19 protein-coding genes, 1 other RNA gene and 1 riboswitch are annotated in these 22281 nt (G+C 44.6%); of the genes, 6 read left to right on the forward strand and 14 right to left on the reverse strand.

What is annotated here, in order from left to right:
- Position 1 precedes the first annotated feature (1 nt).
- Positions 2 to 135, reverse strand: a riboswitch (TPP riboswitch).
- A gap of 34 nt (positions 136 to 169) precedes the next feature.
- Entirely contained in the window at positions 170 to 763 is a 594-nt protein-coding gene (locus UCH003_RS07410; RefSeq protein WP_060826017.1) for a GGDEF domain-containing protein, read from the reverse strand.
- Between the two features lie 103 nt (positions 764 to 866).
- Here UCH003_RS07410 and UCH003_RS07415 point away from each other — a divergent pair, with 103 nt between their 5' ends.
- The gene (locus UCH003_RS07415; protein WP_060826018.1) at positions 867 to 1118 is read left to right on the forward strand and encodes a helix-turn-helix domain-containing protein; all 252 of its coding nucleotides are present in this window, start codon (positions 867 to 869) and stop codon (positions 1116 to 1118) included.
- Here the strand turns inward: UCH003_RS07415 and UCH003_RS07420 are convergent.
- The 6 genes from UCH003_RS07420 to UCH003_RS07445 form a co-directional block, all read right to left on the reverse strand.
- Positions 1108 to 4062: a cache domain-containing protein gene (locus tag UCH003_RS07420; protein WP_060826019.1), complete on the reverse strand. Its 2955-nt coding sequence runs from the start codon at positions 4060 to 4062 to the stop codon at positions 1108 to 1110. The genes UCH003_RS07415 and UCH003_RS07420 overlap by 11 nt on opposite strands.
- 20 nt (positions 4063 to 4082) lie before the next feature.
- Entirely contained in the window at positions 4083 to 5252 is a 1170-nt protein-coding gene (locus UCH003_RS07425; RefSeq protein ID WP_052435386.1) for a cation:proton antiporter, read from the reverse strand.
- Between the two features lie 24 nt (positions 5253 to 5276).
- Positions 5277 to 5686: RNase P RNA component class A (gene rnpB, locus UCH003_RS07430), an RNA gene on the reverse strand.
- A gap of 55 nt (positions 5687 to 5741) precedes the next feature.
- Positions 5742 to 7556, reverse strand: a complete 1815-nt coding sequence (locus UCH003_RS07435; protein ID WP_060826020.1) for a methyl-accepting chemotaxis protein — start codon at positions 7554 to 7556, stop codon at positions 5742 to 5744.
- Between the two features lie 93 nt (positions 7557 to 7649).
- A complete protein-coding gene (gene truD, locus UCH003_RS07440) occupies positions 7650 to 8735 on the reverse strand; it encodes a tRNA pseudouridine(13) synthase TruD (RefSeq protein ID WP_060826021.1) in 1086 nt (361 codons plus the stop codon).
- Between the two features lie 101 nt (positions 8736 to 8836).
- Positions 8837 to 9661: a thiamine-phosphate kinase gene (locus UCH003_RS07445; protein WP_060826958.1), complete on the reverse strand. Its 825-nt coding sequence runs from the start codon at positions 9659 to 9661 to the stop codon at positions 8837 to 8839.
- Positions 9662 to 10121: 460 nt separating this feature from the next.
- Here UCH003_RS07445 and UCH003_RS07450 point away from each other — a divergent pair, with 460 nt between their 5' ends.
- The 3 genes from UCH003_RS07450 (at position 10122) to UCH003_RS07460 (ending at position 12184) form a co-directional block, all read left to right on the forward strand.
- A complete protein-coding gene (locus tag UCH003_RS07450; RefSeq protein ID WP_060826022.1) occupies positions 10122 to 10799 on the forward strand; it encodes a DUF5644 domain-containing protein in 678 nt (225 codons plus the stop codon).
- A gap of 9 nt (positions 10800 to 10808) precedes the next feature.
- Positions 10809 to 11654 carry a hypothetical protein gene (locus UCH003_RS07455; RefSeq protein WP_060826023.1) on the forward strand — a complete coding sequence of 282 codons (846 nt, stop codon included), beginning with the start codon at positions 10809 to 10811 and terminating at the stop codon, positions 11652 to 11654.
- A 137-nt stretch (positions 11655 to 11791) separates the two neighbouring features.
- Complete coding sequence (locus tag UCH003_RS07460) at positions 11792 to 12184, forward strand: class II SORL domain-containing protein (RefSeq protein WP_039675663.1); 393 nt, start codon at positions 11792 to 11794, stop codon at positions 12182 to 12184.
- A gap of 17 nt (positions 12185 to 12201) precedes the next feature.
- On the opposite strand, the gene UCH003_RS07465 is transcribed toward UCH003_RS07460, so the two are convergent.
- The 5 genes from UCH003_RS07465 to UCH003_RS07485 all read right to left on the reverse strand — a co-directional run bounded on the left by UCH003_RS07465 (position 12202) and on the right by UCH003_RS07485 (position 17501).
- Entirely contained in the window at positions 12202 to 13032 is an 831-nt protein-coding gene (locus tag UCH003_RS07465) for an SIR2 family protein (protein ID WP_060826024.1), read from the reverse strand.
- Complete coding sequence (locus UCH003_RS07470; RefSeq protein WP_231964758.1) at positions 13019 to 14365, reverse strand: sigma 54-interacting transcriptional regulator; 1347 nt, start codon at positions 14363 to 14365, stop codon at positions 13019 to 13021. The genes UCH003_RS07465 and UCH003_RS07470 overlap by 14 nt, the downstream gene beginning before the upstream one ends.
- Positions 14366 to 14515: 150 nt before the next feature.
- The gene (gene nifT, locus UCH003_RS07475; RefSeq protein WP_060826026.1) at positions 14516 to 14725 is read right to left on the reverse strand and encodes a putative nitrogen fixation protein NifT; all 210 of its coding nucleotides are present in this window, start codon (positions 14723 to 14725) and stop codon (positions 14516 to 14518) included.
- Positions 14726 to 14734: 9 nt separating this feature from the next.
- The gene (locus tag UCH003_RS07480; RefSeq protein ID WP_060826027.1) at positions 14735 to 16372 is read right to left on the reverse strand and encodes an L-aspartate oxidase; all 1638 of its coding nucleotides are present in this window, start codon (positions 16370 to 16372) and stop codon (positions 14735 to 14737) included.
- A gap of 1 nt (position 16373) precedes the next feature.
- Positions 16374 to 17501 carry an aldo/keto reductase gene (locus UCH003_RS07485; RefSeq protein ID WP_060826028.1) on the reverse strand — a complete coding sequence of 376 codons (1128 nt, stop codon included), beginning with the start codon at positions 17499 to 17501 and terminating at the stop codon, positions 16374 to 16376.
- 241 nt (positions 17502 to 17742) lie between these two features.
- Here UCH003_RS07485 and UCH003_RS07490 point away from each other — a divergent pair, with 241 nt between their 5' ends.
- Both UCH003_RS07490 and UCH003_RS07495 read left to right on the forward strand, forming a co-directional pair.
- Positions 17743 to 18864 (forward strand): pyridoxal phosphate-dependent aminotransferase, encoded by a 1122-nt coding sequence (locus UCH003_RS07490; RefSeq protein WP_060826029.1) that lies wholly within the window; start codon positions 17743 to 17745, stop codon positions 18862 to 18864.
- On the forward strand, positions 18861 to 19331 hold the full coding sequence (locus tag UCH003_RS07495) for an FKBP-type peptidyl-prolyl cis-trans isomerase (protein WP_041963418.1): 471 nt from the start codon (positions 18861 to 18863) through the stop codon (positions 19329 to 19331). The genes UCH003_RS07490 and UCH003_RS07495 overlap by 4 nt, the downstream gene beginning before the upstream one ends.
- Positions 19332 to 19410: 79 nt before the next feature.
- Here UCH003_RS07495 and ldhH read toward each other — a convergent pair whose 3' ends face one another.
- Positions 19411 to 21537: an L-lactate dehydrogenase (quinone) large subunit LdhH gene (ldhH, locus tag UCH003_RS07500; protein WP_060826030.1), complete on the reverse strand. Its 2127-nt coding sequence runs from the start codon at positions 21535 to 21537 to the stop codon at positions 19411 to 19413.
- Positions 21534 to 22097, reverse strand: coding sequence for a LutC/YkgG family protein (locus tag UCH003_RS07505; RefSeq protein ID WP_060826031.1), 564 nt, complete (start codon positions 22095 to 22097; stop codon positions 21534 to 21536). The genes ldhH and UCH003_RS07505 overlap by 4 nt, the downstream gene beginning before the upstream one ends.
- Positions 22098 to 22281: the final 184 nt, after the last annotated feature.

The raw sequence follows: 22281 nt of genomic DNA on the forward strand, positions 1-22281 counted from the left end.
GGAGGAATTTTTGATGCTTGCCTACGCCGGTATTATCCGGATCAGGTCTCGACCGAGCAAAAGACTCGGCGTTGAGGATCAAAGAATCGTCATTCTTTATCTCAGCCGGTTTAACCGGCTCTCCTAGCATAAGGGTTTCGGATAATTGTACTCTGATTTAGCGGAATTTTCAAGGCATAACGCATTCGATGCGGTTTTTCCCTTTTTCTTTCGCTGCGTACAACGCACGATCGGCGCACTGGACGATCGCTTCGGCACTTAACGAATGGGAGAAAAGGCACACGCCGACGCTAATACTAATCGGTATGTTCTGATACGTTCGCAAGGCGTCTTGAATTTTTTCGATAACGACAAAAATATCCTCCCGATCGATCAGCGGACATAACAGAATAAATTCGTCGCCTCCAAAGCGAGCCAGCACGTCTCCTTCACGTAACTTTAAGTTACATTCCTTGACAATATGCGCTAAAACTTCGTCACCGAAAAGGTGTCCGTGTGTATCATTTATCTGTTTAAAATCATCCACGTCTATCATTAAAACGGCAGAAGAATGATGGTAACGATGTAACAATCTTAAATGATATTCCAAAATTTCAAGAAAATAGCGTCGCGTATAGGCTTGAGTTAACTCGTCTTTTTGCGTCAACTCATTGAGGTAAAGCATTTTGCGTTTGAGGGAGACAATGATTTTGATGAAGAAAAGCAAGACGATACCAAAAAAAACACCTATTGCCACCATAATACTAATGCAAAAATTATCCATCCTGCTTACACCGTACCGTACTGTTTTAATTCACTATAGGGAATTTTAAAAACATTTTAACCGTTATAAACTTAGATAATACTTCACTATAGGGAAAATTATCATGCTGGCATTTAGAGATTTTTTACCGGATGAAATTCAAGCGTTTCACCGCTTGATTGCCCGTAACGTTCAGCATATTCGTAAAGAAAAGAAGATGACGCAACTTGATCTAGCCCTCACGATCGGGCATAAATCGGTTAGTACGATCGCCAAAATTGAAGCTGGATTGGAGAATAAACACTACAATATCGAGCATTTGTATAAAATAGCAACGATTTTAGAAGTCGATATTTGCGATTTTTTTAAACCGTAGTTCTTTGGCGTATCCATTGGCGTAAGTCTTCGATGCTCATCGGTTTTGCGTACAAATAACCTTGACCTTGAGCGCAACCGTGTTCTGCCAAGAAACGTTCTTGCGCTTCATGTTCGATTCCTTCCGCCAAGGTCGTAATTTTCATACTACGTGAGAGCTGAATAATCGAATCGGCAATCGCACAGGCATCTTCATGGCTCGGAAGATCTTTAACAAACGACATGTCGACTTTGAGTTTGTTGATCGGTAACTTTCGTAAATAACTCAAAGACGAATACCCCGTACCGAAATCGTCAATCGCGATATTAAGCCCCAAGCTTTGCATCTCTTTTAAAAGCATAATCCATCGCTTAGGATCGTGCATCAAAATCGACTCAGTGACTTCCATTTCAATCACGGACGGATCGATTTTGGTCTCGTCTAAAACCGTTTTAAGGGTTTGAAGAAAATCGCTAAATTCAATTTGCACACCCGAGATATTCACGGAAACCGTCCCGCTAAAAAGCCCCTCTTCGTGCAATGCGACCCAATCCAAACAGGTTTGTCGCAACACCCATGCTCCGATTTCGACGATCAACCTCGTCTCTTCGGCATACGCGATAAAGCGTCCCGGAGCCAAAATACCCTCCAAAGGGTGCCGCCAGCGAACGAGTGCTTCCACGCCGATGAGTTCACGGGTTTGAAGATCGATTTGCGGTTGATAATAAACCAAAAATTGTTCCTCTTTAACCGCTTCGCGAAGCGCGTTTTCCATGCCGATACGCTCGTACGAAGCGACGGTCATATCGATCGTATAGAAAGCATAGGCGTTTTTGCCGGCGTCTTTGGCTTTATACATTGCCGCATCGGCATTTTTAATCAGCGTTTCGCCCTCGGTTCCGTGATCGGGATATAAACTAACGCCGATACTTGCCGTTAAAAAGAATTTTTGATCTTTATTGATAAAAGGCTCTTCAAAAATCGTCTGAATCTTACGCAAAATCACTTCGACTTCAGCGCGTTCGTTGATTGACTCGATGACTAAGACAAACTCGTCTCCGCCGATACGAGATAACGTATCGCAGTGGCGAATTTTATGCTGCACGCGAAGGGCAAACTGCTTTAATATTTCGTCGCCGTAACTGTGCCCGAAGCTGTCGTTGATCTTCTTAAAATTGTCCAAGTCCATAAAACAAACGGCAATCATTTGCATATGCCGTTTGCTATTTTCAATCGCATGGGCAATTCTGTCGTTTAACAATAAGCGGTTAGGAAGTCCGGTTAAAACGTCGTTGTGCGCTAAAAATTCGAGGGCCTTTTCCGAGGCGATTAAACGCTCTTCATTGGCTTTTTTCTCGGTATTGTCGCGCGCGGAAACAACGTAAGCGGAAGGTAGTTTGTCGCCTTGTTCGTAATAAGGAAAATATTTTGCATGTAAAAAACGCTTGCCGAACGACGAGAGCACCCAATATTCGGATTCAAACGTTTCACCGCACAAAACTCGATCGCTCATGGGCTTTAGCGTCTCGGCAAAATACTGTTCTCCGAAAAGCTCTGGCATCGTATGTCCGACGATTGCCTCTTTTTCTTTATCAAAAAAGCTTAAATACGCCTCGCTAATCGCCAAATAGGTATAATGACGATCAATAAGCGCTAAAAAATCTTCAGAACTCGAGACGATTTTCTTATACTGCTCAAGATGTTTATTGCTATGTATTTTTGCCGTCAACATCGTGTTGGCATGAAGTGCTAGCTCTTCAAACTCCTTGAATTTTAACGATTGCGTATCGATCAGACGGTCTTTGCTCGATAAGGAATCGAAAAAAGCGATAAACGTTTCAAAATCTTTACGCAAACGACGGTTAAGATAAAAATAAACCGTCCAAACCGTTGCAATAAAAAGCGAAATCCAAATACCGATCGACGAAAGCATCGCCTTGAGTTCGTCGTACATTTTAGCTTCCAATTGCGCGATGTCTTGTTCTATTTTATCGACGTAAACTCCGGCTCCCACATACCATCGCCAATCCGGATAGGCTCTCACGTAACTCAGTTTCGGCAAGGCTTTTTCGTTTTTCAACGGAGGCATAACGTATTCGACAAAACCGCCTCCTGATTTGGCAGTTTGAATCAATTCTTGAACGACCCGTTTGCCTTGTGCGTCTTGAGTATCGTACATGTTACGATTCGGCGCAGGATACGAAAGCGAAAAACCCTCCCACGTACCGATAAACACATACCCGTCTTGCTGATCGTCAAAGTGAAAGCGTCGCTCATCCGCCAAAATCTCTTGGCGTATTTGCGCTTCCGAATCTTCGACATAATAGCCTGTTCCGATCAACCAGTCAAAAGGTTCGAACCGTTTAACATACGAGATTTTTTTATGGTTGTCGGCTTCTTCAAAAGGTTTGCTCCAAAGGTATTCGTAATAACCTTCCGACATCGTTTGGGCAATATCGATCATGCCTTTGGCAATACATCTTCCTTCGATATTGTGCACGTTGAGAAGTGTTTTTCCTTCCATCTCGGGATGATTGGTCAAAAGCATTGCCGTGCCGTTCAAATCAAGAATAAAAAAATACCCTTTATTGTGCTCGTAACGCAGCATACGAAGCGTTTGAATAATGCGCTCTTGGATTTGTGAGGGGGAGTGTTTATCTTTGTTCTCCTCGTATATGTGCACCGCCACATTGTAGGCTTCATCCACGCGCGCACGAACGAGACGTTGGGTATTGGCATAGGCCGATCGGCGTTTTTGGTCGATCTCTTCGATGAAGCGATTGACCTCTTTTTGCAAGAGCTCTTTTTGCGTCTGAAAATAGCTCTCCTTCAAAGCCGCAACGTCACTATAAAATTTATGTTTGATGTTGTAAAAACTAAAGCCGAAAAACGCAACCGAAAAGAGTAAAAAAACCGCAATCGCCATCAAGTGGAAATAGCGGAAAAAGCTTAATTTTTGACTCACTGCGCTTCCTCGGGCGTTATTTAGAGATCGTTTTTTTCAAACTTAGCGAAGAGGTACATTAAAAACTGTATCAAGGTCATAATCAAAATACCTTCCATCAAAGCGGCAACGATAAACGAAGCATATTCATTCGCATCGATCGCTCCGTTTTTAACCGCAATGGTTGCAATGGCAACCAAAAACGTCAAAGGCATCGAATCGCCCAAACTAAAAAGAATTGTACTTTTAAATCCCAAATAGCTGTAATAGGCAATAAAAGAGCTGATCATACGTGCCAAAACCATCGCAATCATAATCCACAGAGCATGCATTAAAATATGCGAACTAAACACGAGATTAAGATCCAACGTCGTTCCGACGAAGATGAAAAAAAGTGGTACCAAAAATCCAAAACCGAACGTTGAGAGTTGATGCGGCAGTTCGCGTTTATGCGTAAAAAAATTCGAAATATAAATACCGGCGATAAACGCACCTAAAACCATATCGATTTCAAGCCATTGCATCGTTGCGATCAAAACGAAAAAAAGCGCCATACTGAAACGTAAACTTTGGTGCATCGTATCGTGGTTCGGCATAATAATATTTTTGAGTTGCGGATACCACCAAAAAAGAATTTTAACTAAACGGAAAAGAACGTACGAAGAGAGAAAAACCAAGGCTAAAATCATCAAGCTTTTGACAAAATGCCAACCGAACCCGTGCGTGATCATACCGTCGAAAATCACCAATGCGCCGATACTGATAATCTCGCCGATTACACCGATAATGAGTGAAAGTTCAAGCCATTTGTGTCGACGTCCGTGCTGGTTGATCAACGCCATAATCATCCCTAACGAGACGATCGGTATAGCAACGATATAGACGGCAGAAAGACCCATGATAAAATAAAGCGAAAACGAAATACCGTATAAACATCCGAAATACAACATCGCTTTTTTTAAAAAACGATCTTTATACTCTAAAAAACGCTGAATATCGATCTCTAAACCCGCTAAAAACATCAGATAAAAAAACCCGATTTTGGCGAGGTTTTTAAAGACGTCGTTATCGACATGTAAGAATCCAGACCAAATAGCAAACGTACCGAGTAAAATTTCGACGACGGCTGTGGGAAGGCGAAAAAGGCGAGAAATAATCGGAGAGAGTACCATTAAAAGTACCACATGCGCTAAAAAGATAAGATTTTCCAAAAACATCCTTTTTTAGGCTTTGGGACAAAAGGTACGGCGATAAGCCGGGTTCTGTCTGGGGTGATTATTTATCTACGACTTATCTTACGATAAGCCTCTAGCGAAGGGTTTATGAAGCGTGAGACCAAAACCGTCCCTTCTTGCTACAGGTTGGGTTTACATAGCCGCGATGATTACTCAAAGCGCTGGTGGGCTCTTACCCCGCCGTTTCACCTTTTCCATTAAACTGTCTTCTTGGAGACAAGCAAAGCTCGTCTCCAATTCATCTCGCAAAAGCTATGCTTTCGCAAGAATGATAGTCAGCATGGTAGTTTACTCTCTGTTGCACTGTCCCTTAGGTTACCCTAGCCGTCCGTTAGACGGAACCATGTCTCACATGTAGCCCGGACTTTCCTCTTGAACGCACGCGTCCAAGCAATCACCTGCCGTACCTTTAGAACGATTATTGTAGCAAACTTCCCCTTAAAGGTGCTCTGAAGGAGAGAAGAGCTACGACTTTTTGACCTCTTCGATCATTCGATCAAGAACTTCAAAAAGCTCTTTGCTTTTGATTTCGACGGTTTTAAAATTCTCCAAAATAGCTGCGGCATTTTGCGTGCAACCGTCGGTACAAAGGCATTTTAACGATTCCAAGATTTTTTCGTGAATCAAGGCATGCGGCGCGGCTAAACGTTGAAAACTCGGAACATGTCCGAAAGCGGTTTTTCCGTCTCCTTCGTCATACCATTTGCCCAAACGACATTCGTGATGATTGCTCAAGTTTATTTTAGTATCGTTATTGAAAAGGGCATTATAAGCGTTGAGTTTAAAAATAATATGATCCAATTTGGCTAATTCAATGAAAATATCGTAAGAAATCAGTCGATTTTCCCTTCGAATCGCATCGGCATTATCGGTTAAATGATGCAACGCGTTTTTGAAGCGATCCAGTTTTTGTGCCGATTCGAGTGCGTAGTTTTCCGTAGATTTGGTGTTTTCGACCATGACTTCGGAGTTTTGTCTAAGAATATTGATGGTTGCTTCGACTTCGGCAGTTGCTTTTTGCGTTCGCTCCGCCAATTTTCTAACTTCATCGGCAACCACCGCAAACCCGCGTCCGTGTTCGCCCGCACGCGCCGCTTCGATGGCGGCATTCAGTGCTAAAAGATTGGTTTGATCGGAAATATCTTTGATTAAAGCGATGACGTGACCGATTTCTTGCGTACTTTGCGTCACGCTTTGAGCATTTTGACGCGTTTCGTTGACTCTTTCGACGATACGATCGATTGCATGTATGATTTCATCGGTGCTTTGATGTACGTCGGTTACGACCACGGAGGTTTGCTCGTTCAGAGTTAATATCTCCTGCAATGTCACTATCGTCGATTGCATCGTATGTTGTATAGCAACGCTTCCTTCAATCGCACCGGAGGTCATGGCATTGCTTAATGCTATCATCAAACGAGATTGTGCCATATGTTCGTTCACTTCGCGATGCGCCTCTTTCATTTTCGCCTCTTCTTCTTGTGCCATGAGAACGACATGTTCGAATTGATCGAAAAGGCGATTGAAATGTTCGGAAGTATGCGCGATTTCATCATTGCTCTCAATCGGTAAGCGACGGGAAAGATCGGCTTTTTCGGAAGCAAGCAGTGCGGCAATATCTTTGAGTTTATTGATATTTTTAAGAATGACCCGTGACGTATACCACGATACAAAGAGTAAAATACCGATACCGAACGTAGCGGTTAAAATCATCGTTGCGTATCCCGATTTTAAGGCTTCGTTAGAACGGTTTTCGTCTTTTTGAGCCTGTTCATTGGAAAGCACGACCAATTGATCGACAAAGCGACGATGTTCTTCATAATACGTTTGTAACTCACCGTGTAACAGGGCATACGCCTCTTTTAAATCTCCGCGTTCGACGGCAGGAATCAACTTGGTTGCCGTTACTTCAAAATAACGTAATGCCGGAGCTTTTATATGTTCCAAAATGAGTTGTCGTAACGGTTGGGGTAAAGTACTTTGCTCCCAATAACGCTGACGATCTAAAAAATCTTTTTGTAAGGTTTCAAGCTTGTGTTTGTGCTCTTCAATCTGTGCTTGCGTGCTGTCGGCAAGTTGATAACTGACCAAGCGCGCTTCGATGATATATTCCGGAGGCGGAAGAATGTCGGCTAAAAGGTCTTTGGAGAGAATGATTTGTTCGTATAAACTTCCTTGAATTTGTACCCGTTGAATCGTGATAAACGAAAGACCTATGAGTAAAACGACCACGCATGAACTGATGAAAGCGGAAATAATCAAACGGTATTTGATTGTCATAGCAAGCTCCGTTACGGATTAGCACCGTCGTCGTTTTACGCCAACGACAATGCTAAAAGGAAATCTTGCATAAAGTATTCCATTAAGAAATTTTTATAATTCTATCTTAAGTAATTCCTCGATGATCACGGTAGCGTACGAGCCTTTTGGAAGGGAAAAATGCATTTCAAACCATGCCTCTTCTTCTTTGTAAATACCCTCAACATCTTCCGCAAAACTCCATGCAAAGCGACGGCTTCCGTTGATTTTGTCTAAAAAAGGCACGCTCTCTTTAAAAATCATCTGTTCGATTTCGCCCGCCTCGTATTCGGCACGAATATTTTTACCGCCGACCAACCAACCGGCTATCGTGATACCGTGCGCTAAAAAACGCGGAAGCTCTTCTGCAACAGTTTCACACACGAACGCTTTGCCCGCAGGGTAATGATGCAACACATCGCCGTGCAAAAGTTTAAAAAACTGAGGTTGTTTTTTAAGGCTTTCGACCATTTCTTTGGGCAGGTTTGTTGCGCGTGTCGCATCGGCGACGTTAAACTCTTCGATCAAGCGGCTCATTTCGATGCGTTTTGAAAGCCACATGTTAAACAGATAGCTCTGATACGCGTTGATAAAAAACTCTTTCATCTTAGGGTTGCGCTCTTTGCGTTTGCCCTCTAAGATCGCTTTACCCTTGATATAGTTATCGCCGTCAATGCCAAAACGCTGATAGCCAAAGAAGTTTGGGAAGCCCTCAGCACTGATCTTTTTGAGTCCATCTTGAAGCTTTTTTGCGTCAATCGGGTTAACTTTTTTAAGGCGTACGAAAAAGCGATTGCCTTTTAAGTGTCCTGTACGGATTTTATTGTTGTGGTAGGTTTTGTCTAAAATTTTGATCTTTTCATGGCTAAAGTTGGCAAGTTTTGGCTCGAAATTTTTATGCAACGAAATATACTGCGTCGTCATGCCCTCTTTGTCTTTCAGTCCTGCATAACCAAAATCGCGCACTTTACAGCCTGTGACTTCGCTAAAATATTGCAACATATCCCATGTCGTGAGGTCTTTTTTTCTGACATGTAAGACCAAATGCTCGCCCTCACCGCTGAAAGGATAGAGTGGAATTTCATTGACCACGAAGTCACTGCTGTTTTTGGTAAACATCGCGTTAATCGGCGAATGAGAGAGAAAAAATTGCCTGTTCATAAATGTCCTTGATTGGTTAATAGTATGCCCTTTTGCATACGGTTTCTACGCTCGATGAGGAAAGCGTTGCGATGTTGATTGGCGTGCGAAGGACGTCACCCTCAAAAATGATGTTCCCGACAACGACACCTAAGCCGTCCTCTTTGCACGCGACCAACAATCGTCATTTTCGTGCGCGTTTGACGGGCAAGGCGCGCAACCGTTCGTTTTTTACGCGGATCGAAACAAAAAAGCATCTCATACTCTTCCCCGCTACATGTAAGCCTTTTAGGGAGCCGTTTGAGCCAGCGAACGCCCTTTTTACCGCTTTGTTTTAAAAGACGCGAAAGGTCTTTAAAGAGTCCGTCGGAAATATCCATACCCGCATGCCAATAACGAGCGGCTTTGTAAACGAAACGCTCTTTAAGATCGGGTTGCATAAAGCGTCCCGACGAAGAGACGCTCCCTCCGCGCAACAGGCGCGTCAACTCACGATAAGAACGACCGAGCGTCCCGGTATACGCGACGTAATCGCCTATTTTTGCACCGCTTCGATACAAAACATGCGAAGGACGCTCGGCAATGATCGTAATCGAGATCGCCAAGGTTTCCCCCGCGGTCGTGTCGCCGCCGATGATGTCGATTCCGTAGCGGCATGCTACCTTTTGAAACCCTCCGCTTAATTCTTTGAGTTGCGCGTAGTCGAATGTTTTAGGCATCACGACGCCGATCAATGCCCATTTAGGTTTTGCATTCATCGCAATCGCGTCGGAGATATTGACCAACATGCTTTTTTGCGCGATTTGATCCAAACGCATCCAGTCGCGTCTAAAATGAATCCCTTCGCAAAACAGGTCTTTTGCATAGACGAAATTCCCCACAACCGCACCGTCGTCGCCGATGCTCGTACTTGGAAATTGCGAAATAAAAAAAGACTCTTTGTCCATGTAACCCCACTTGCGTTTAAACTTTTTTATCTTTGCCACGCCTTTGAAGCAAAGCTCCAAAGACTACGTTAACACTGGGTTTTGCTCGGCGCAATGCCCGCGCACCTTCGGTGCTTTTTTATCTTTAACACGCCTTTGAAGCAAAGCTCCAAAAGCTACGTTAACACTGGGTTCTCCTCGGCGGAGTGCCCGCGCACCTTCGGTGCTTTTTTATCTTTAACACGCCTTTGAAGCAAAGCTCCAAAAGCTACGTTAACACTGGGTTTTGCAAGACGTAACGCCCGCGCACCTTTAGTGCTTTTACGTACACCAAAAGTTTTGTACGAAGGCTATTGTAAGATGATACGCATTAAGAAGCCATTATAGCGACGCGTGCGCCTAAAACCACTTGAAAAATAGGCGTTTTCCTTAAGTAAAAGTGCGCTAGAATAGAGTATTACCTTAAAAGGAGTTCGAAAAAATGGAGTGTAAACTTGCCCTCAGCGTTTTTCGCTTTGACGCAAAAACAGATTTTCTTCCTTACTACAAAACCCACTACGTCACCGTCGATCTTAACGAAAGCGTTCAAACGCTTTTAACGCTTATTCAGGCACAAGATCCTAGCTTTGATTTCCCAAAAGACGCTCTTTCGGCTCTTAAAATCAATCAAAAAGCCCTCTTTGCTTCCGAAACACTCAAAGGTGTCGTCGAGTCAATGGGTAAAGAGTTGTGCTTAGAACCGCTTAGCATCAAACGTGCTATCAAAGATATGATCATCGATACCGACGATTTTTATCGCAACTTTGATCGGCTCAATGCTTGGGTGGACGGTAAAGATAAAGCCCTTTACGAGCAGTATCTGATTTACCGTTATGCTTCCAGTGCTTTAGACGTCATTGAAGATTTTCAAGGCGACGCTTTGTTTGCGTTTGCTTTCGATATGATTCAAAAATATCCCGAGCAAAAAGAGAAAATTTTAAACGTGATCGCCGATGAAAAAACCGGTATCTTCGTACGCACGAGATTGTGCCAAAAAATCTATCCGTGTGCAGGCGAAGTCGAGCGAAAAATCGCCGCATTGAAAAACACGATGATGCAACATCGACCGTTTTTTAATCCTTTGGTCGAAAAATTATCCCGTCGCGTCGACACGTTGTAAGGAGAGACGATGAAACGTTACTTTTTATTCGATAGTTTAATCGAAGCCGATAAAACAACCCCTTTCACGCAAGCGACCCAAACACTTTTTCGCATGTTGGAGCTTGACGTTCCCTCTTTAAAAGAGGTTAAATCCGACGTCGGATTTGAGATGATGATGCTGGATCAAGAAAAGTTCTTCATTCGCAATGCCTTCACGCTTTCCAAAGCCGCGAAAGAAAACGCGCATATCGTCTGTCCGGAGCAAAGTTCGTTCAGCTCTCTTGCTATAACGAAAGAGGCTCTTCAGACAAATCCCGAGCTCTATGAAAAAGTAGCCTCCGCGCTCTTGGATAAAAGCGTTACGCTGAACCTTGACGTCGAAATTTTAAGCTTAGAGCGTTTTTTACTGGAAGTCTGCGACAGTGAAAAGCTCAAAACGATGCTCAAGCACCCTTTTACGAAGTTTCAAGCAGCACTTTTCCAAAGCAGCGCATATTGCCGTGCTCGCAAATTTAACCGCGATGAAGATTTAAACACCCTTTTGGAACTGATAGAACTCAAACGCATTAAACACGAGCACCGTTTTGAAAGCGACGGATACGAACTCTTCGATGCAAATCCGCAAGCCGCCCAAAAACTTTGCGGCAAAGCGATGCTCGATATGTTCGACAATGCGGCGGATTTCATCGTCGTGACGGACGCGCGCAGTTTTGTGATGTGCGACGCCTACCAAAAAGAGAGCGAAAAACTCCTCGGTCGCGAAATCGGACTTTTTAGCCTCACGCTTCCCGAACTTTTAGTGTTGGCATTGGGAGAAACGAATGCTAAAGCGATCGGCGTTGATAAGCACAACGTTCGCGTTACCCTCCTCTAAAACCTCACATGTAAGGAGCAAAAGATCTTTGCTCCTTAAAAAATTATAAATAGGACTTTATCTCTCCTATTTTTAAGAGTTATTTTCACGATTGTGTATTATGATTTCACATCTTTTAAACAACAAGGAGTCATGGAATGCCAAAAATTAATCGTTACGTCGATATCGACACCGTTGAGAGAGAAGCTAAAAAAGATTATATCGATCGACACTCTCCCTTTATCGCCTGTGCGCAAAATGCTAAACAAAATGCACCGTTTAAAGTGACCGTTAAAGTCGGAAATGCCTATACGCATCCGGACGATTTTGACCACTATATCGCCAATATTCAACTTTACAACGGCGAAACACTTTTAGCAAGAGCCGATTTTGTTGCCGGAACGCTCGGAGGACAAGATAAAAAAGGTCAAGCGGAAGTCACGTTTACGATCGTTCCGACCGGTAAAAAACTCCACCTCGTCGCACAAAGCTACTGTACTAAACACGGTATTTGGGAGAGCGATCCCGTTGAAGTAAGCGTCGAAGAATAAATATATTATAAAGAGTGCTACTCGGCACTCTTTAAAAATGTTTCTAATGAAACGGGAAGCTTTTCGACACGATGGGCTTTCAAAAACTTTTCCTCTTTTTTACGCATCGTTTCGTGATCGTTGATCGTATAACCGCCTTTCAATCCTAACGTAATCTCGTTTGCTACCATACGAAAAGTATCGCGATCGAAATCGACGCCGAGGAAAAGATAGCTTTTGTCGTTTTTATAGGTTTTCAATAAAGGAGGAAGCGCGTAACCACCCATCGCTTCGGTCAACCAATCGACAAAATCGGCATCGGAAATAATAAAGTTTTTCTCGGGAACCGTACAGCCGAGCGGTTTAAAAACGATAGGAATTTGTACATGTAAGGCTTCTTTATCGACACGCGTATAGGTTTGAGTCGCAACGTCGTAACGATACACGATAAAACGATCATACCCCGCCATAATACGACTCACGCCCGTAATCAAAAAATGCTCCGTCGCATCGTACAGTTTGAGCAGCGAATCGTCCAGATTAAGATCGACGACGTAGCGAGGCATCAAGGTTTTGAGCCACACGTACACCTCAGGCATCGCGTAAGGCTTTGCCGTAAAGATATGGTTTGTCATTCCTTCGATATACGCTCGTCCTTTGCGTTGTTCCAAGCTCATCGCCGCGCGCGAATACTCGTACATCAGCCGTGGAGACATCGCACGCCCCGAATTTAACGCCAAAATCATCGAATCGCTATCAAAAGGAATTTGAAAGCCGTCTTCGGTTTTTGTGCCTTTAAAAACGCCCATTCCGATGAAAGGAACCGTCGTGCCCTCTTTAATGTGGGCTTCTAATTCATGCTTCTTCACTCATGATCCTTCGTTGGCACATTAGTTTTTGGTTAAACGCCGGTAAAAGCAACAGCATTTCATCCGCGCTAATACCGTCTTCGCTTCCCATCAATACGATTCTCTCAACCGTATTTTCCAGCTCTCGCACGTTTCCGGGCCACGTGTATTGGCACAAGATTTCCATCGCTTCGTCGGTAATAAGCACTTTTTTCTTATGATTGCTCATCGATTTTTGTAAAAAGAAATTGACGAGCAACGCAATATCGTCGCCGCGTTCGCGAAGCGGCGGCAAGTCGATAGGAATGACGTTGAGACGATAGTACAAATCTTCTCTGAACGTCCCGTTTTTTACCATCTCTTCCAAATTGCGATTGGTTGCGGCGACCAAACGAACGTTGACTTTAATCGTTTTACTGCCGCCGACGCGCTCAAATTCGCGTTCTTGTAAAACGCGTAACAGTTTGACTTGCGCCGAAGCCGAAATATCGCCGATCTCGTCTAAAAAGAGCGTTCCGCCGTCGGCAAGTTCGAAACGGCCTTTACGCGCCTCTTTCGCATCGGTAAACGCCCCTTTTTCATGCCCGAAAAGTTCGCTTTCGATCAAAGTATCGGTAATCGCCGCGCAGTTGAGCTTCACAAAAGGCTCTTCTTTGCGTTTAGAGCGTTTGTGAATCGCGGCGGCGACGAGTTCCTTACCCGTACCCGTTTCGCCTCGTACCAACACCGTGACGTTACTTTCGGCGATCCGCTCGACGACATTGTAGACCATCTTCATTTTCGGACTCTCTCCGATAATGTCGCCGAAATTGTGAACCTTCGAGTCCCACTCCATTTTGTAGTAAAGTTTCAACTCTTTGAGACGCTCTTTTTCTTTCAAATTAATATCGTGTGAGCGAATGGATTGAGCAAAAATCGAACTCAAAATCGTCAAAACACGAATCGTACTTTCAAAATCAATCGCCGTCTTACGCGTCGTACTGGCACCCAAAACGCCGATGACCTCTTGATCGACCAACATCGGCACGGCAATATACGAAATCGCGCTTTGATCGCGATTGCCCGATTTGTTTAAAAACATCATATCGTTATGAAGGTTTTCGATGACGACAGGCTCTTTACTCTCCGCGGCGTGCCCCGTGACGCCTTCGCCGAGTTTATACGTCGCCAACTCTTTTTGGTGTCTGCTAAAATCGATACTGGCATAAACGCTTAAAATATTATCTTCGCCCAGCGTATGAATCACGCATTTTTCAAGATGCAATCTATTTTTTAAAATCATTAACGCTTTTTCAAGCGATGCGACCAAATTCAGTGAATTGGAAACGACCGTAGCCGTTTCATAGAGTGTCATTAGTTCTCTCGTGTTCAGACAATCTCCACATTTTGCGTCTAATGGAACCATCGTACACTCCTAAACCGCTAGTTTCGATACGTAATTATAGACAAAATGAATATTTAATATCCACTTTTTATGTTTATATTTTAACCACAAACCCACATGTTATTCCGAAATCTTTTTACAAACCTCTTCTTTCGGAAGACTCTTGGGGCCTGGTTGTATCCACCACGTTTCGTCGTTACTCAGTACCACTTCGCCGCCCCATTTTTCTTCGCTGTTAAATTCGATGGTTTTAATGGTCTCTTCCATATCTTTTTTTGCGATATAAAAGTAGATTTCGTTTCCCTCTTCGCGTAACATTACTTTTGCCATTTTTTCTCCTTAGGTTAATAATTTTTTTAAAAAGCGCGTCAACCATTGATCTTCGTACGAAACTTTGAAAAAGCCTTTTTGAAGCTCTTTGACCAAAACGTGACGATTTCCCTCTTTTGACATGTAAGGATGCTCTTCCCTGTAATGCGAACCGCGGCTCTCTTTGCGGTGCAATGCGCCTAAGATAATCGCTTCGGAGAGTTCCAAAGCGTTACGAAGCTCCAAAATCGAAATCAATTCGACGTTATTGTGTTTGCCTTTGTCGATGCAATGCAAGGTGTTGGCTTCCAAACGCAAATATTTCATATAATCAAACGCCTCTTGCAACGAGTTTTCGTTACGAAAGATACCTGCTTTATCGAACATAACCTTTCCGACCGAAATGCGCATGGCGTTGAAGTTTTTCGTGCAATCTCCCTCGAAAATGCGTTGTACCAAATCCATATTTTTGATAACGACGCTATAATCGATCGGCAAAAGATCGCGCGTATGCGCATACTCTCTGGCTTTTTTCCCGGCAAGTTCGCCGAAAACCGCCCCTTCCAAAAGCGAATTTCCACCCAAACGATTGGCACCGTGAACGCCTAAAGAAGCACTCTCGCCGCAAATAAAAAGCCCCTTCACGTCGCATTCGCACATCACCGAAGCGATACCGCCCATACTGTAATGCGCGACGGGTTTGATCTCTAAAAGCTCGCTTGACAAGTCGATGCCCGCTTGGTTGTAAGCACTTTTGTACAAAGAAGGCACGCGCGTTTCCAAAACTTCTTTGGGAATATGACGCATATCGATATAGACTTTTTGACCCGCTTTGATTTGAGAAAAAATCGCGCGTGCCAAGACGTCTCTTGTTCCCAGTTCGTTCACGAAACGTTCCCCTTGCGAATTGACGAGCAATCCGCCCTCACCTCGTGCCGCTTCGGAAACAAGGTAGCTGGTTTTAGCAAATCCCGTCGGGTGAAATTGCACGAATTCCATATCTTGCAAACTAAGTCCCGCCCGTAACGCGACGCTCAGCAAATCGCCCGTACAATCTTGGGCATTGGTACTGTATCCTCGATAAATGCCCGCATATCCGCCGCCGGCAAATACGACGGCTTTGGTCGGATAAACCGCCACCGTAGAGTCTTGCTTTTTCAAAACGACGATGCCGCTGACGTATTTCTCGATTTTTGTAATGTCCATCACGTAATGGTTCACTAAGAAATCCACGCCGATCAAGCGCGCCTTTTTTATCAACGCCTGCGTAATTGCCGAACCCGTACTGTCGCCGACGAAACAGGTGCGTTTTGAACTTCCGCCTCCGAAACTGCGTTGTAAAATTTTTCCGTTTTCGTCGCGATCGAAAGCAACACCGTAATCGACGAGCTTTTGAATGATATGCGGTGCTTGGCGGCATAAATACGCAATTGCTTTTGGATTGCCCAAACCTTGCGCGCTTTTACGCGTATCGTCGATGTGTTTTTGAATCTCCGCTTCGTCTTTAGGGTCCAATACCGCGTTAATTCCGCCGCTGGCGACGGCACTGTTCGACTTAAAAAGATTGCCTTTGGTAATGATGGCGACACTGTTGGTCTCGCTTTTCGCTTCAATCGCCGCCATCAGTCCGGCGATACCCGAACCGATAATAATCACGTCATACGTCATTTTAACGCTCCACTTGGTATAAAAGATTGTATTTGGCAAGAGTGGCGGCATTGGTTTTGGCAATGCCGAGATTGGTCAGGACATGTTCGGGATTGCTCGAACTAAAAAGCGAACTAACGACGCCGCGAGTAGAACGCACAAACTGTAATGCTAATTGCACGTCGCTTTCAAGCTCCATTTTCGAATCGAGCAAATAGCCGACTTCAGGCTTAAACGGACGCTTAAACAGATGCATCTGTAACAAAGAAGCACTGCTTAAAACGCCTAATCCCAATTTATGGGCGACTTGTAAAACCGTGTACTCTTTTGCGTCGCTCATCTTTTGCGTCGGCACAGAGTAGGCATGGGTTTTAGCGATATTAAACGGAAGTTGGACGTATTTAAAGTGGTGGTTTGAACCGCCGACTTCACGTGCAACGTCAAACACCTCTTCGAGGTTGATATGCTCTTCGTTATGCTCTTCATACGTCAACGCATTCCAAACGGCAATGCCGTAAGCGCGTATTTTCCCCTCTTCAACCATCGCTTCGAACAAGCGAAAAATATCTTCGAGCCGATGCAAAAAATGACGACGCCCCAAACGTTGAAGTTGGGTTTCGGGATTGTGTAAAAAATAGACGTCTAGCGTTTCGACGCGTAAATTTTCTAACGAACGTTGCAACGAATCGTACAAAAAAGCAGGCGTCATACAATGCTGATCGAGTTCGATCTCATCGGGACGCGCCAAGCCTTTTTGTACGATGTGTTCGTCGATCCACATGTAAGGATTTTGAGGAAACGGAAAATCGAGCGGAATGAAACCGCCTTTAGAACAGATAATCAGTTCGTCGCGCTTGATTTCACCTTCTTGTATCAGCTCTTCCAACGCTTCGCCGATCTCTCGCTCGCTTTGTTGGTAACGGTAGTTAATCGCCGTGTCGATCAGGTTAATACCGCTGCGTATCGCCGTTTTTAAGGCTTCTTTGTAGTCAAACAGATAGTTTTCTTCTTTATACGGCTCTTTTTTAAACGTTCCAAATCCCAGTTTGGAAAAGATCAGTCCGTCAAAGCGTGCGTAAAAATCTTTATAATGCGAAAATCGTTTGGCAAAGCGATGAGTTGCTTCGGGAGTTGCATACAATTCGTGCATCGTTCACCTCATAATTTTTTTCGATACGGCTTTCTATACAAGAAGTGTTCCGTTACTTTTGAGCATTGAAGTGCCCTTTACGACGTCAGCATTATGCCTTCAAAAACGTAATTATTTTGATTAAAATATAAGCAATGCCGTGCACTTTCAAAACGTCTCGCTTCATATGAACGACTTTTCATTGGCTTAAATCTTTTATAGGTATAATAGACTTCTCGTATTCAAATTGTTAGGAATAAACGTGCGTTGTGAAAAAATGAGTTCTTTTATTGTCATGGACATCGTCAAAGAAGCGGAAAAATACGACGATTGTATCCACTTTGAGATCGGACAACCCGATCTTCCGCCCTCTCCAAACGTCAAACAGGCTTTACATGTCGGTATCGACGACGACCGCTTTTCGTATACGCAAAGCCATGGACTCATCGCACTACGCGAAAAGATCGCCGCGCATTACGCCAACACGTACAATGTCACCATCGACATCGACCAAATCTTTTTAACACCCGGAACCAGCGGTGCGTTTCTCATCGCCTATGCTTTAACGCTCGGCAAAAACGCGACTTTAGGCTTTAGCGACCCTTCGTATCCGTGTTACAAAAACTTTGCCTATCTTTTGAACATCACGCCTTGCTTTATGCCTATCGGCAAAGAGGACGATTTTCAGTTACATGTAAAGCATTTAGAAGAACACACACTCGATGCTCTGCAAATCTCTTCCCCTGCCAATCCCACGGGAAATATCTACGGTAAAGAAAACCTCAAAGAGCTTGTCGGCTACTGTGAAGCAAAAAACATCGCTTTTATCTCCGATGAGCTTTATCATGGGCTAACCTATGAAAAAGAGGCGCATTGTGCCCTTGAATTTGGAAGCGATAACGTCTATGTTATCAACGGCTTTTCCAAGTATTATTGTATGCCCGGTCAGCGTTTGGGTTGGGTCATCGTGCCCAAAGAGAAAATCCGCCATGCCGAAATGGTGGCGCAAAACTTCTTTATTTGCGCTCCCACCCTTAGCCAATACGGCGCACTGGAAGCTTTTGATGAGCATTACCTTACAAAAATCAAAGCCGAGTTCAAAGCCCGCCGAGACTTTTTATACGCCGAACTCTCGCAACTTTTTGAGATCGACGCCAAACCCGAGGGTGCTTTTTATATCTGGGCAAACGTCTCGAAATATTCCGACGACGGCTTTGCGTTTGCCAAAGAGCTTTTGGGAAACATCCATATCGCGCTCACGCCGGGGATCGATTTCGGCGAAAACGGCACACACTGCTATGTGCGTTTTGCCTACACGCGAAGCATCGAACATATGCGCGAAGGCATCGTGCGTTTAAAAAACTATTTGAAGGATAAACAATGAACATTCAAAAAAATCGCGTGGTTACGCTCAGCTATCAGCTCTTTGACGCAAGTGATCGTCAACCTTTGGATACGGGCGACGAACCGTTGGTTTACCTCCACGGAGGATACGGCGATCTGTTTGAAAAAGTCGAACACGCTTTGGAAAACAAAGAGATCGGCGATGAAGTCACGCTCGTTTTAAGCGCAAAAGAGTCGTTCGGCGAATACGACGAAAACTTGGTCGTGACGCAACCGCGAAGCGATTTTGACGAACACGTCCATGTCGGAGAACAGTTTGAAGAGATCGTTGAAGATGAAGTCGGCGACGACGAATCCGTCTTATACCTCGTCAGCGAAGTCACGAAAGAGCATGTCATCTTAGACGGTAATCACCCTTTTGCGGGCAAAGAGATCCTCTTCCACGCGATCGTTGCCGACGTACGCGAAGCAAGCAAAGAAGAGATCAAAGAGCAATACGCACGCTAATCCTTCTTTGAGTTCTTGAAAAATCAACGCTAATAGTCTACATGTAAGGAATTTCTTCCTTACATGTAGACTTCACACTTTATTTAAACTTATCGACCATGAGTTCGGCGGGGTGAATCGCCTTGATTTTAGAACCTGATTTATCCAAACCGCCTCGTATCTGAATCAAACAGCCCGGACACTCGGCGGTCACGAACTCCGCACCCGTCGCTTCGATGTTTTCAAGCTTCCGTTTGAGCATTTTCATCGAAATCTCGGGTTGTTTAAGGGTGTACGAACCGCCCATACCGCAACACGTATCGCATTCATTCATCTCTTTGATGTCATACCCTGCCGCACTCAGTGCTTCACGAGGCTCTTTGAAAACGCCTACGTGACGTTTGGCGTGACACGAGTCATGATAGGTTAAGGTATGAAGTTCCATGCCCTCTTTAGGCGTTAAGCGTTTTTCTTTAATGAGCTTATCGACCAATTCGGTGAACATGTAGGTTTTTTCCGCCACTTTCTTAGCTTGCGGAATGAGCACTTCTCGGTGTTGTTCTTTAAGAATTTTAATCCACTCTTTTTTCAAAGCGGTCGTACAACTCGCACAACTGACCACGACATAGTCGGGATTGCCTTCTAAAAGCGGTAAAATGTTGCGCTCCGCCGCGTCGGCCGCCATATCAAACGAACCGCTTCCCCAGTGTGGGATACCACAGCACGATTGCGCTTCAGGGAAGAGCACTTCGATGCCCGCTTTGTTTAATATCTTCACAATCGCCACGCCCGCATCGGGATAAACGAAATCCAACGCACAGCCCGCGTAAAACGCCGCTTTTTGTTCGCATTTAGGTTGTTTGATCGTTGGGAAAATATCTCTAAAAGGAGACGGCGCAACAGAAGGCAAACTTCGATACTCCGAAAGTCCTGAGAGAAACATCGGAAGATGGCGTATAAAGCCCTCTTTCACAAACGGTTTTTGCACCACAGAAGCGGCGCGCAACATCGTATGGAAAACCTTGCGGTTGTTGATGACTTGAAGCGCGCTTTTGTAGATAAACGGCAACCCCTCTTTCGCAGCGGCACGACGGCGAATTTCTAAAATAAGACCTGGAATATCAATCTTCGCAGCGCAAATCTCTTTACATTTATCGCAACCAATGCAGAGCGCTTGAATGTCTTCAGCGGATTTGAGTTCATTAAACCACGCCGTTAAGATCGTACCGATACCACCGGTGTAGATGTCACCAAAGACATGACCCGTCACCAGACGGTACACGGGGCAGACGTTCAAACAGGCGGCACAGCGAATGCACTGAAGCGCTTCTTTAAATTTCGGGTCTTTTGCCATCGCGGTTCGGTTGTTGTCCATCAAGACGATATGCACCTCTTTCATCGTCCCATCATCGTTTAGCGTTGGAGCTGAAATGAATGAAGCGTAACTGGTGAGAAGCTGACTCGTTGCATTGCGTGGAAGCGCGGCTAAAATAGGCGCGGCATCGGTGTAGTTAGGAACCAGTTTTTCAAGACCAACCAATGCGACGTGAATCTTCGGGAGCGTTGTGACAAGGCGGGCATTGCCCTCGTTGGTACAGATGACGATGGAGCCCGTTTCAGCGATAGCGATGTTGGCTCCTGAGATGCCCATATCGGCTTCAAAGAATTTCTCGCGAATCGCTTTACGTGCCACTTTCACCAGTTTTTGAATGTCACTGTCCAACGGTTGTTTGGTCTCCGCGGCAAAGAGGTCGGAAATTTCCTCTTTCGTTAAGTGAAGGGCAGGCATAACCATATGGGAGGGCGTTTGGTGCGCAAGCTGACAGATCCACTCGCCCAAATCGGTTTCGTCGGATTGAATGTCAAATTGATCAAGGAAATGGTTCAGATGAATTTCCTCCGTTGCCATCGACTTGGATTTGACGATCTTTTTGACCCCTTTTTCGTTGCACAGATTGGCGATGTACTCGCGCGCTTCATCGGGACTTTTGGCGATGAAGACTTTGATGCCATTTGCTTCCGCATTTTTCTTAAACGTTTGGGCAAGCTCATCCAAATGCCCCGCCGCTTCACCTTTAATATCGGCGATTTTCGAACGCAATGCTTCAAAGTCAACGCCCTCAAACGCTTTGGCTCGGGTTGCCGGGTAATTCCACCGGTCTAAAATACCGGCTAAGTTTTGATTTTCAAGGGCTTTATGAATCGATGCCGACATACCTTCTTTCATGATGCTACTCCTTCTAACGCTAAATCATCCACACACACAATCACCAATCGCTCAGGGCCATGCACCCCGATAGCAAGCACGCGCTCAATATCTGCGGTTTTACTCGCACCCGTAATCAGCGTGATGTATTTGTCCTCTTTGGGGTGCATTTTGCTCATCAATGCCGGAATATCCGCAATGATTTTTGACGTCGGCAAAATCGCTACGTGAATCCACGCCAGTGCCGAAGCAAGGCGTTGCGTCACATCGGTCGAGTCTTGCGCCATACTGCCCGTCTCCGCAAGCCCCCATTTCAGTTGGGTAATGCCTACTTTGGCTCCTTTTGCCAATTCGCGCGTCACGTCAAAATGAAGTCCCGGAAATTTCTGAGCCATCGCTTCATTGTCAAATGCTTCTAAAATAGGACTCTGCGCCCATACGGCGTACGAACCCGCTTCATCCTTAACGCCCTCTTGCGCCATAAACGCCTCGATAAACCCCAATGCCTCTGAGGTTGTCGCAAAACGCTTCACTTCGGTATTACCCGACGCTTCCGCTTTTGCTTTAAAACTTTCAAACATAGGTGCCTCTCCTTTTTCGTAAACTCTTTTTGACATGTAAGAAATTTCTTAATAAAATATAAATTATTAGACTTAATCTAAACACTAAATATTGTAGCTCACGCAAATGACGAATGTATGAGAATTTGAGAAGTGTGAAAAAGAGCTAAGAAGAGATTTACTTTCTGATACATACACGAAGATA

Source organism: Sulfurospirillum cavolei, assembly GCF_001548055.1.
Classification (GTDB): Bacteria; Campylobacterota; Campylobacteria; order Campylobacterales; family Sulfurospirillaceae; genus Sulfurospirillum.

What these genes read in the sequence shown, in the direction of transcription:
- ldhH (WP_060826030.1), bottom strand. Translation starts at nt 21,537, where the DNA reads ATGAAAGAAGGTATGTCGGCATCGATTCATAAAGCCCTTGAAAATCAA.
- UCH003_RS07450 (WP_060826022.1), top strand. Translation starts at nt 10,122, where the DNA reads ATGGAGTGTAAACTTGCCCTCAGCGTTTTTCGCTTTGACGCAAAAACA.
- UCH003_RS07445 (WP_060826958.1), bottom strand. Translation starts at nt 9,661, where the DNA reads ATGGACAAAGAGTCTTTTTTTATTTCGCAATTTCCAAGTACGAGCATC.
- UCH003_RS07435 (WP_060826020.1), bottom strand. Translation starts at nt 7,556, where the DNA reads ATGACAATCAAATACCGTTTGATTATTTCCGCTTTCATCAGTTCATGC.
- UCH003_RS07470 (WP_231964758.1), bottom strand. Translation starts at nt 14,365, where the DNA reads ATGACACTCTATGAAACGGCTACGGTCGTTTCCAATTCACTGAATTTG.
- UCH003_RS07415 (WP_060826018.1), top strand. Translation starts at nt 867, where the DNA reads ATGCTGGCATTTAGAGATTTTTTACCGGATGAAATTCAAGCGTTTCAC.
- UCH003_RS07495 (WP_041963418.1), top strand. Translation starts at nt 18,861, where the DNA reads ATGAACATTCAAAAAAATCGCGTGGTTACGCTCAGCTATCAGCTCTTT.
- UCH003_RS07460 (WP_039675663.1), top strand. Translation starts at nt 11,792, where the DNA reads ATGCCAAAAATTAATCGTTACGTCGATATCGACACCGTTGAGAGAGAA.
- nifT (WP_060826026.1), bottom strand. Translation starts at nt 14,725, where the DNA reads ATGGCAAAAGTAATGTTACGCGAAGAGGGAAACGAAATCTACTTTTAT.
- UCH003_RS07455 (WP_060826023.1), top strand. Translation starts at nt 10,809, where the DNA reads ATGAAACGTTACTTTTTATTCGATAGTTTAATCGAAGCCGATAAAACA.
- UCH003_RS07485 (WP_060826028.1), bottom strand. Translation starts at nt 17,501, where the DNA reads ATGCACGAATTGTATGCAACTCCCGAAGCAACTCATCGCTTTGCCAAA.
- UCH003_RS07480 (WP_060826027.1), bottom strand. Translation starts at nt 16,372, where the DNA reads ATGACGTATGACGTGATTATTATCGGTTCGGGTATCGCCGGACTGATG.
- UCH003_RS07410 (WP_060826017.1), bottom strand. Translation starts at nt 763, where the DNA reads ATGGATAATTTTTGCATTAGTATTATGGTGGCAATAGGTGTTTTTTTT.
- UCH003_RS07505 (WP_060826031.1), bottom strand. Translation starts at nt 22,097, where the DNA reads ATGTTTGAAAGTTTTAAAGCAAAAGCGGAAGCGTCGGGTAATACCGAA.
- truD (WP_060826021.1), bottom strand. Translation starts at nt 8,735, where the DNA reads ATGAACAGGCAATTTTTTCTCTCTCATTCGCCGATTAACGCGATGTTT.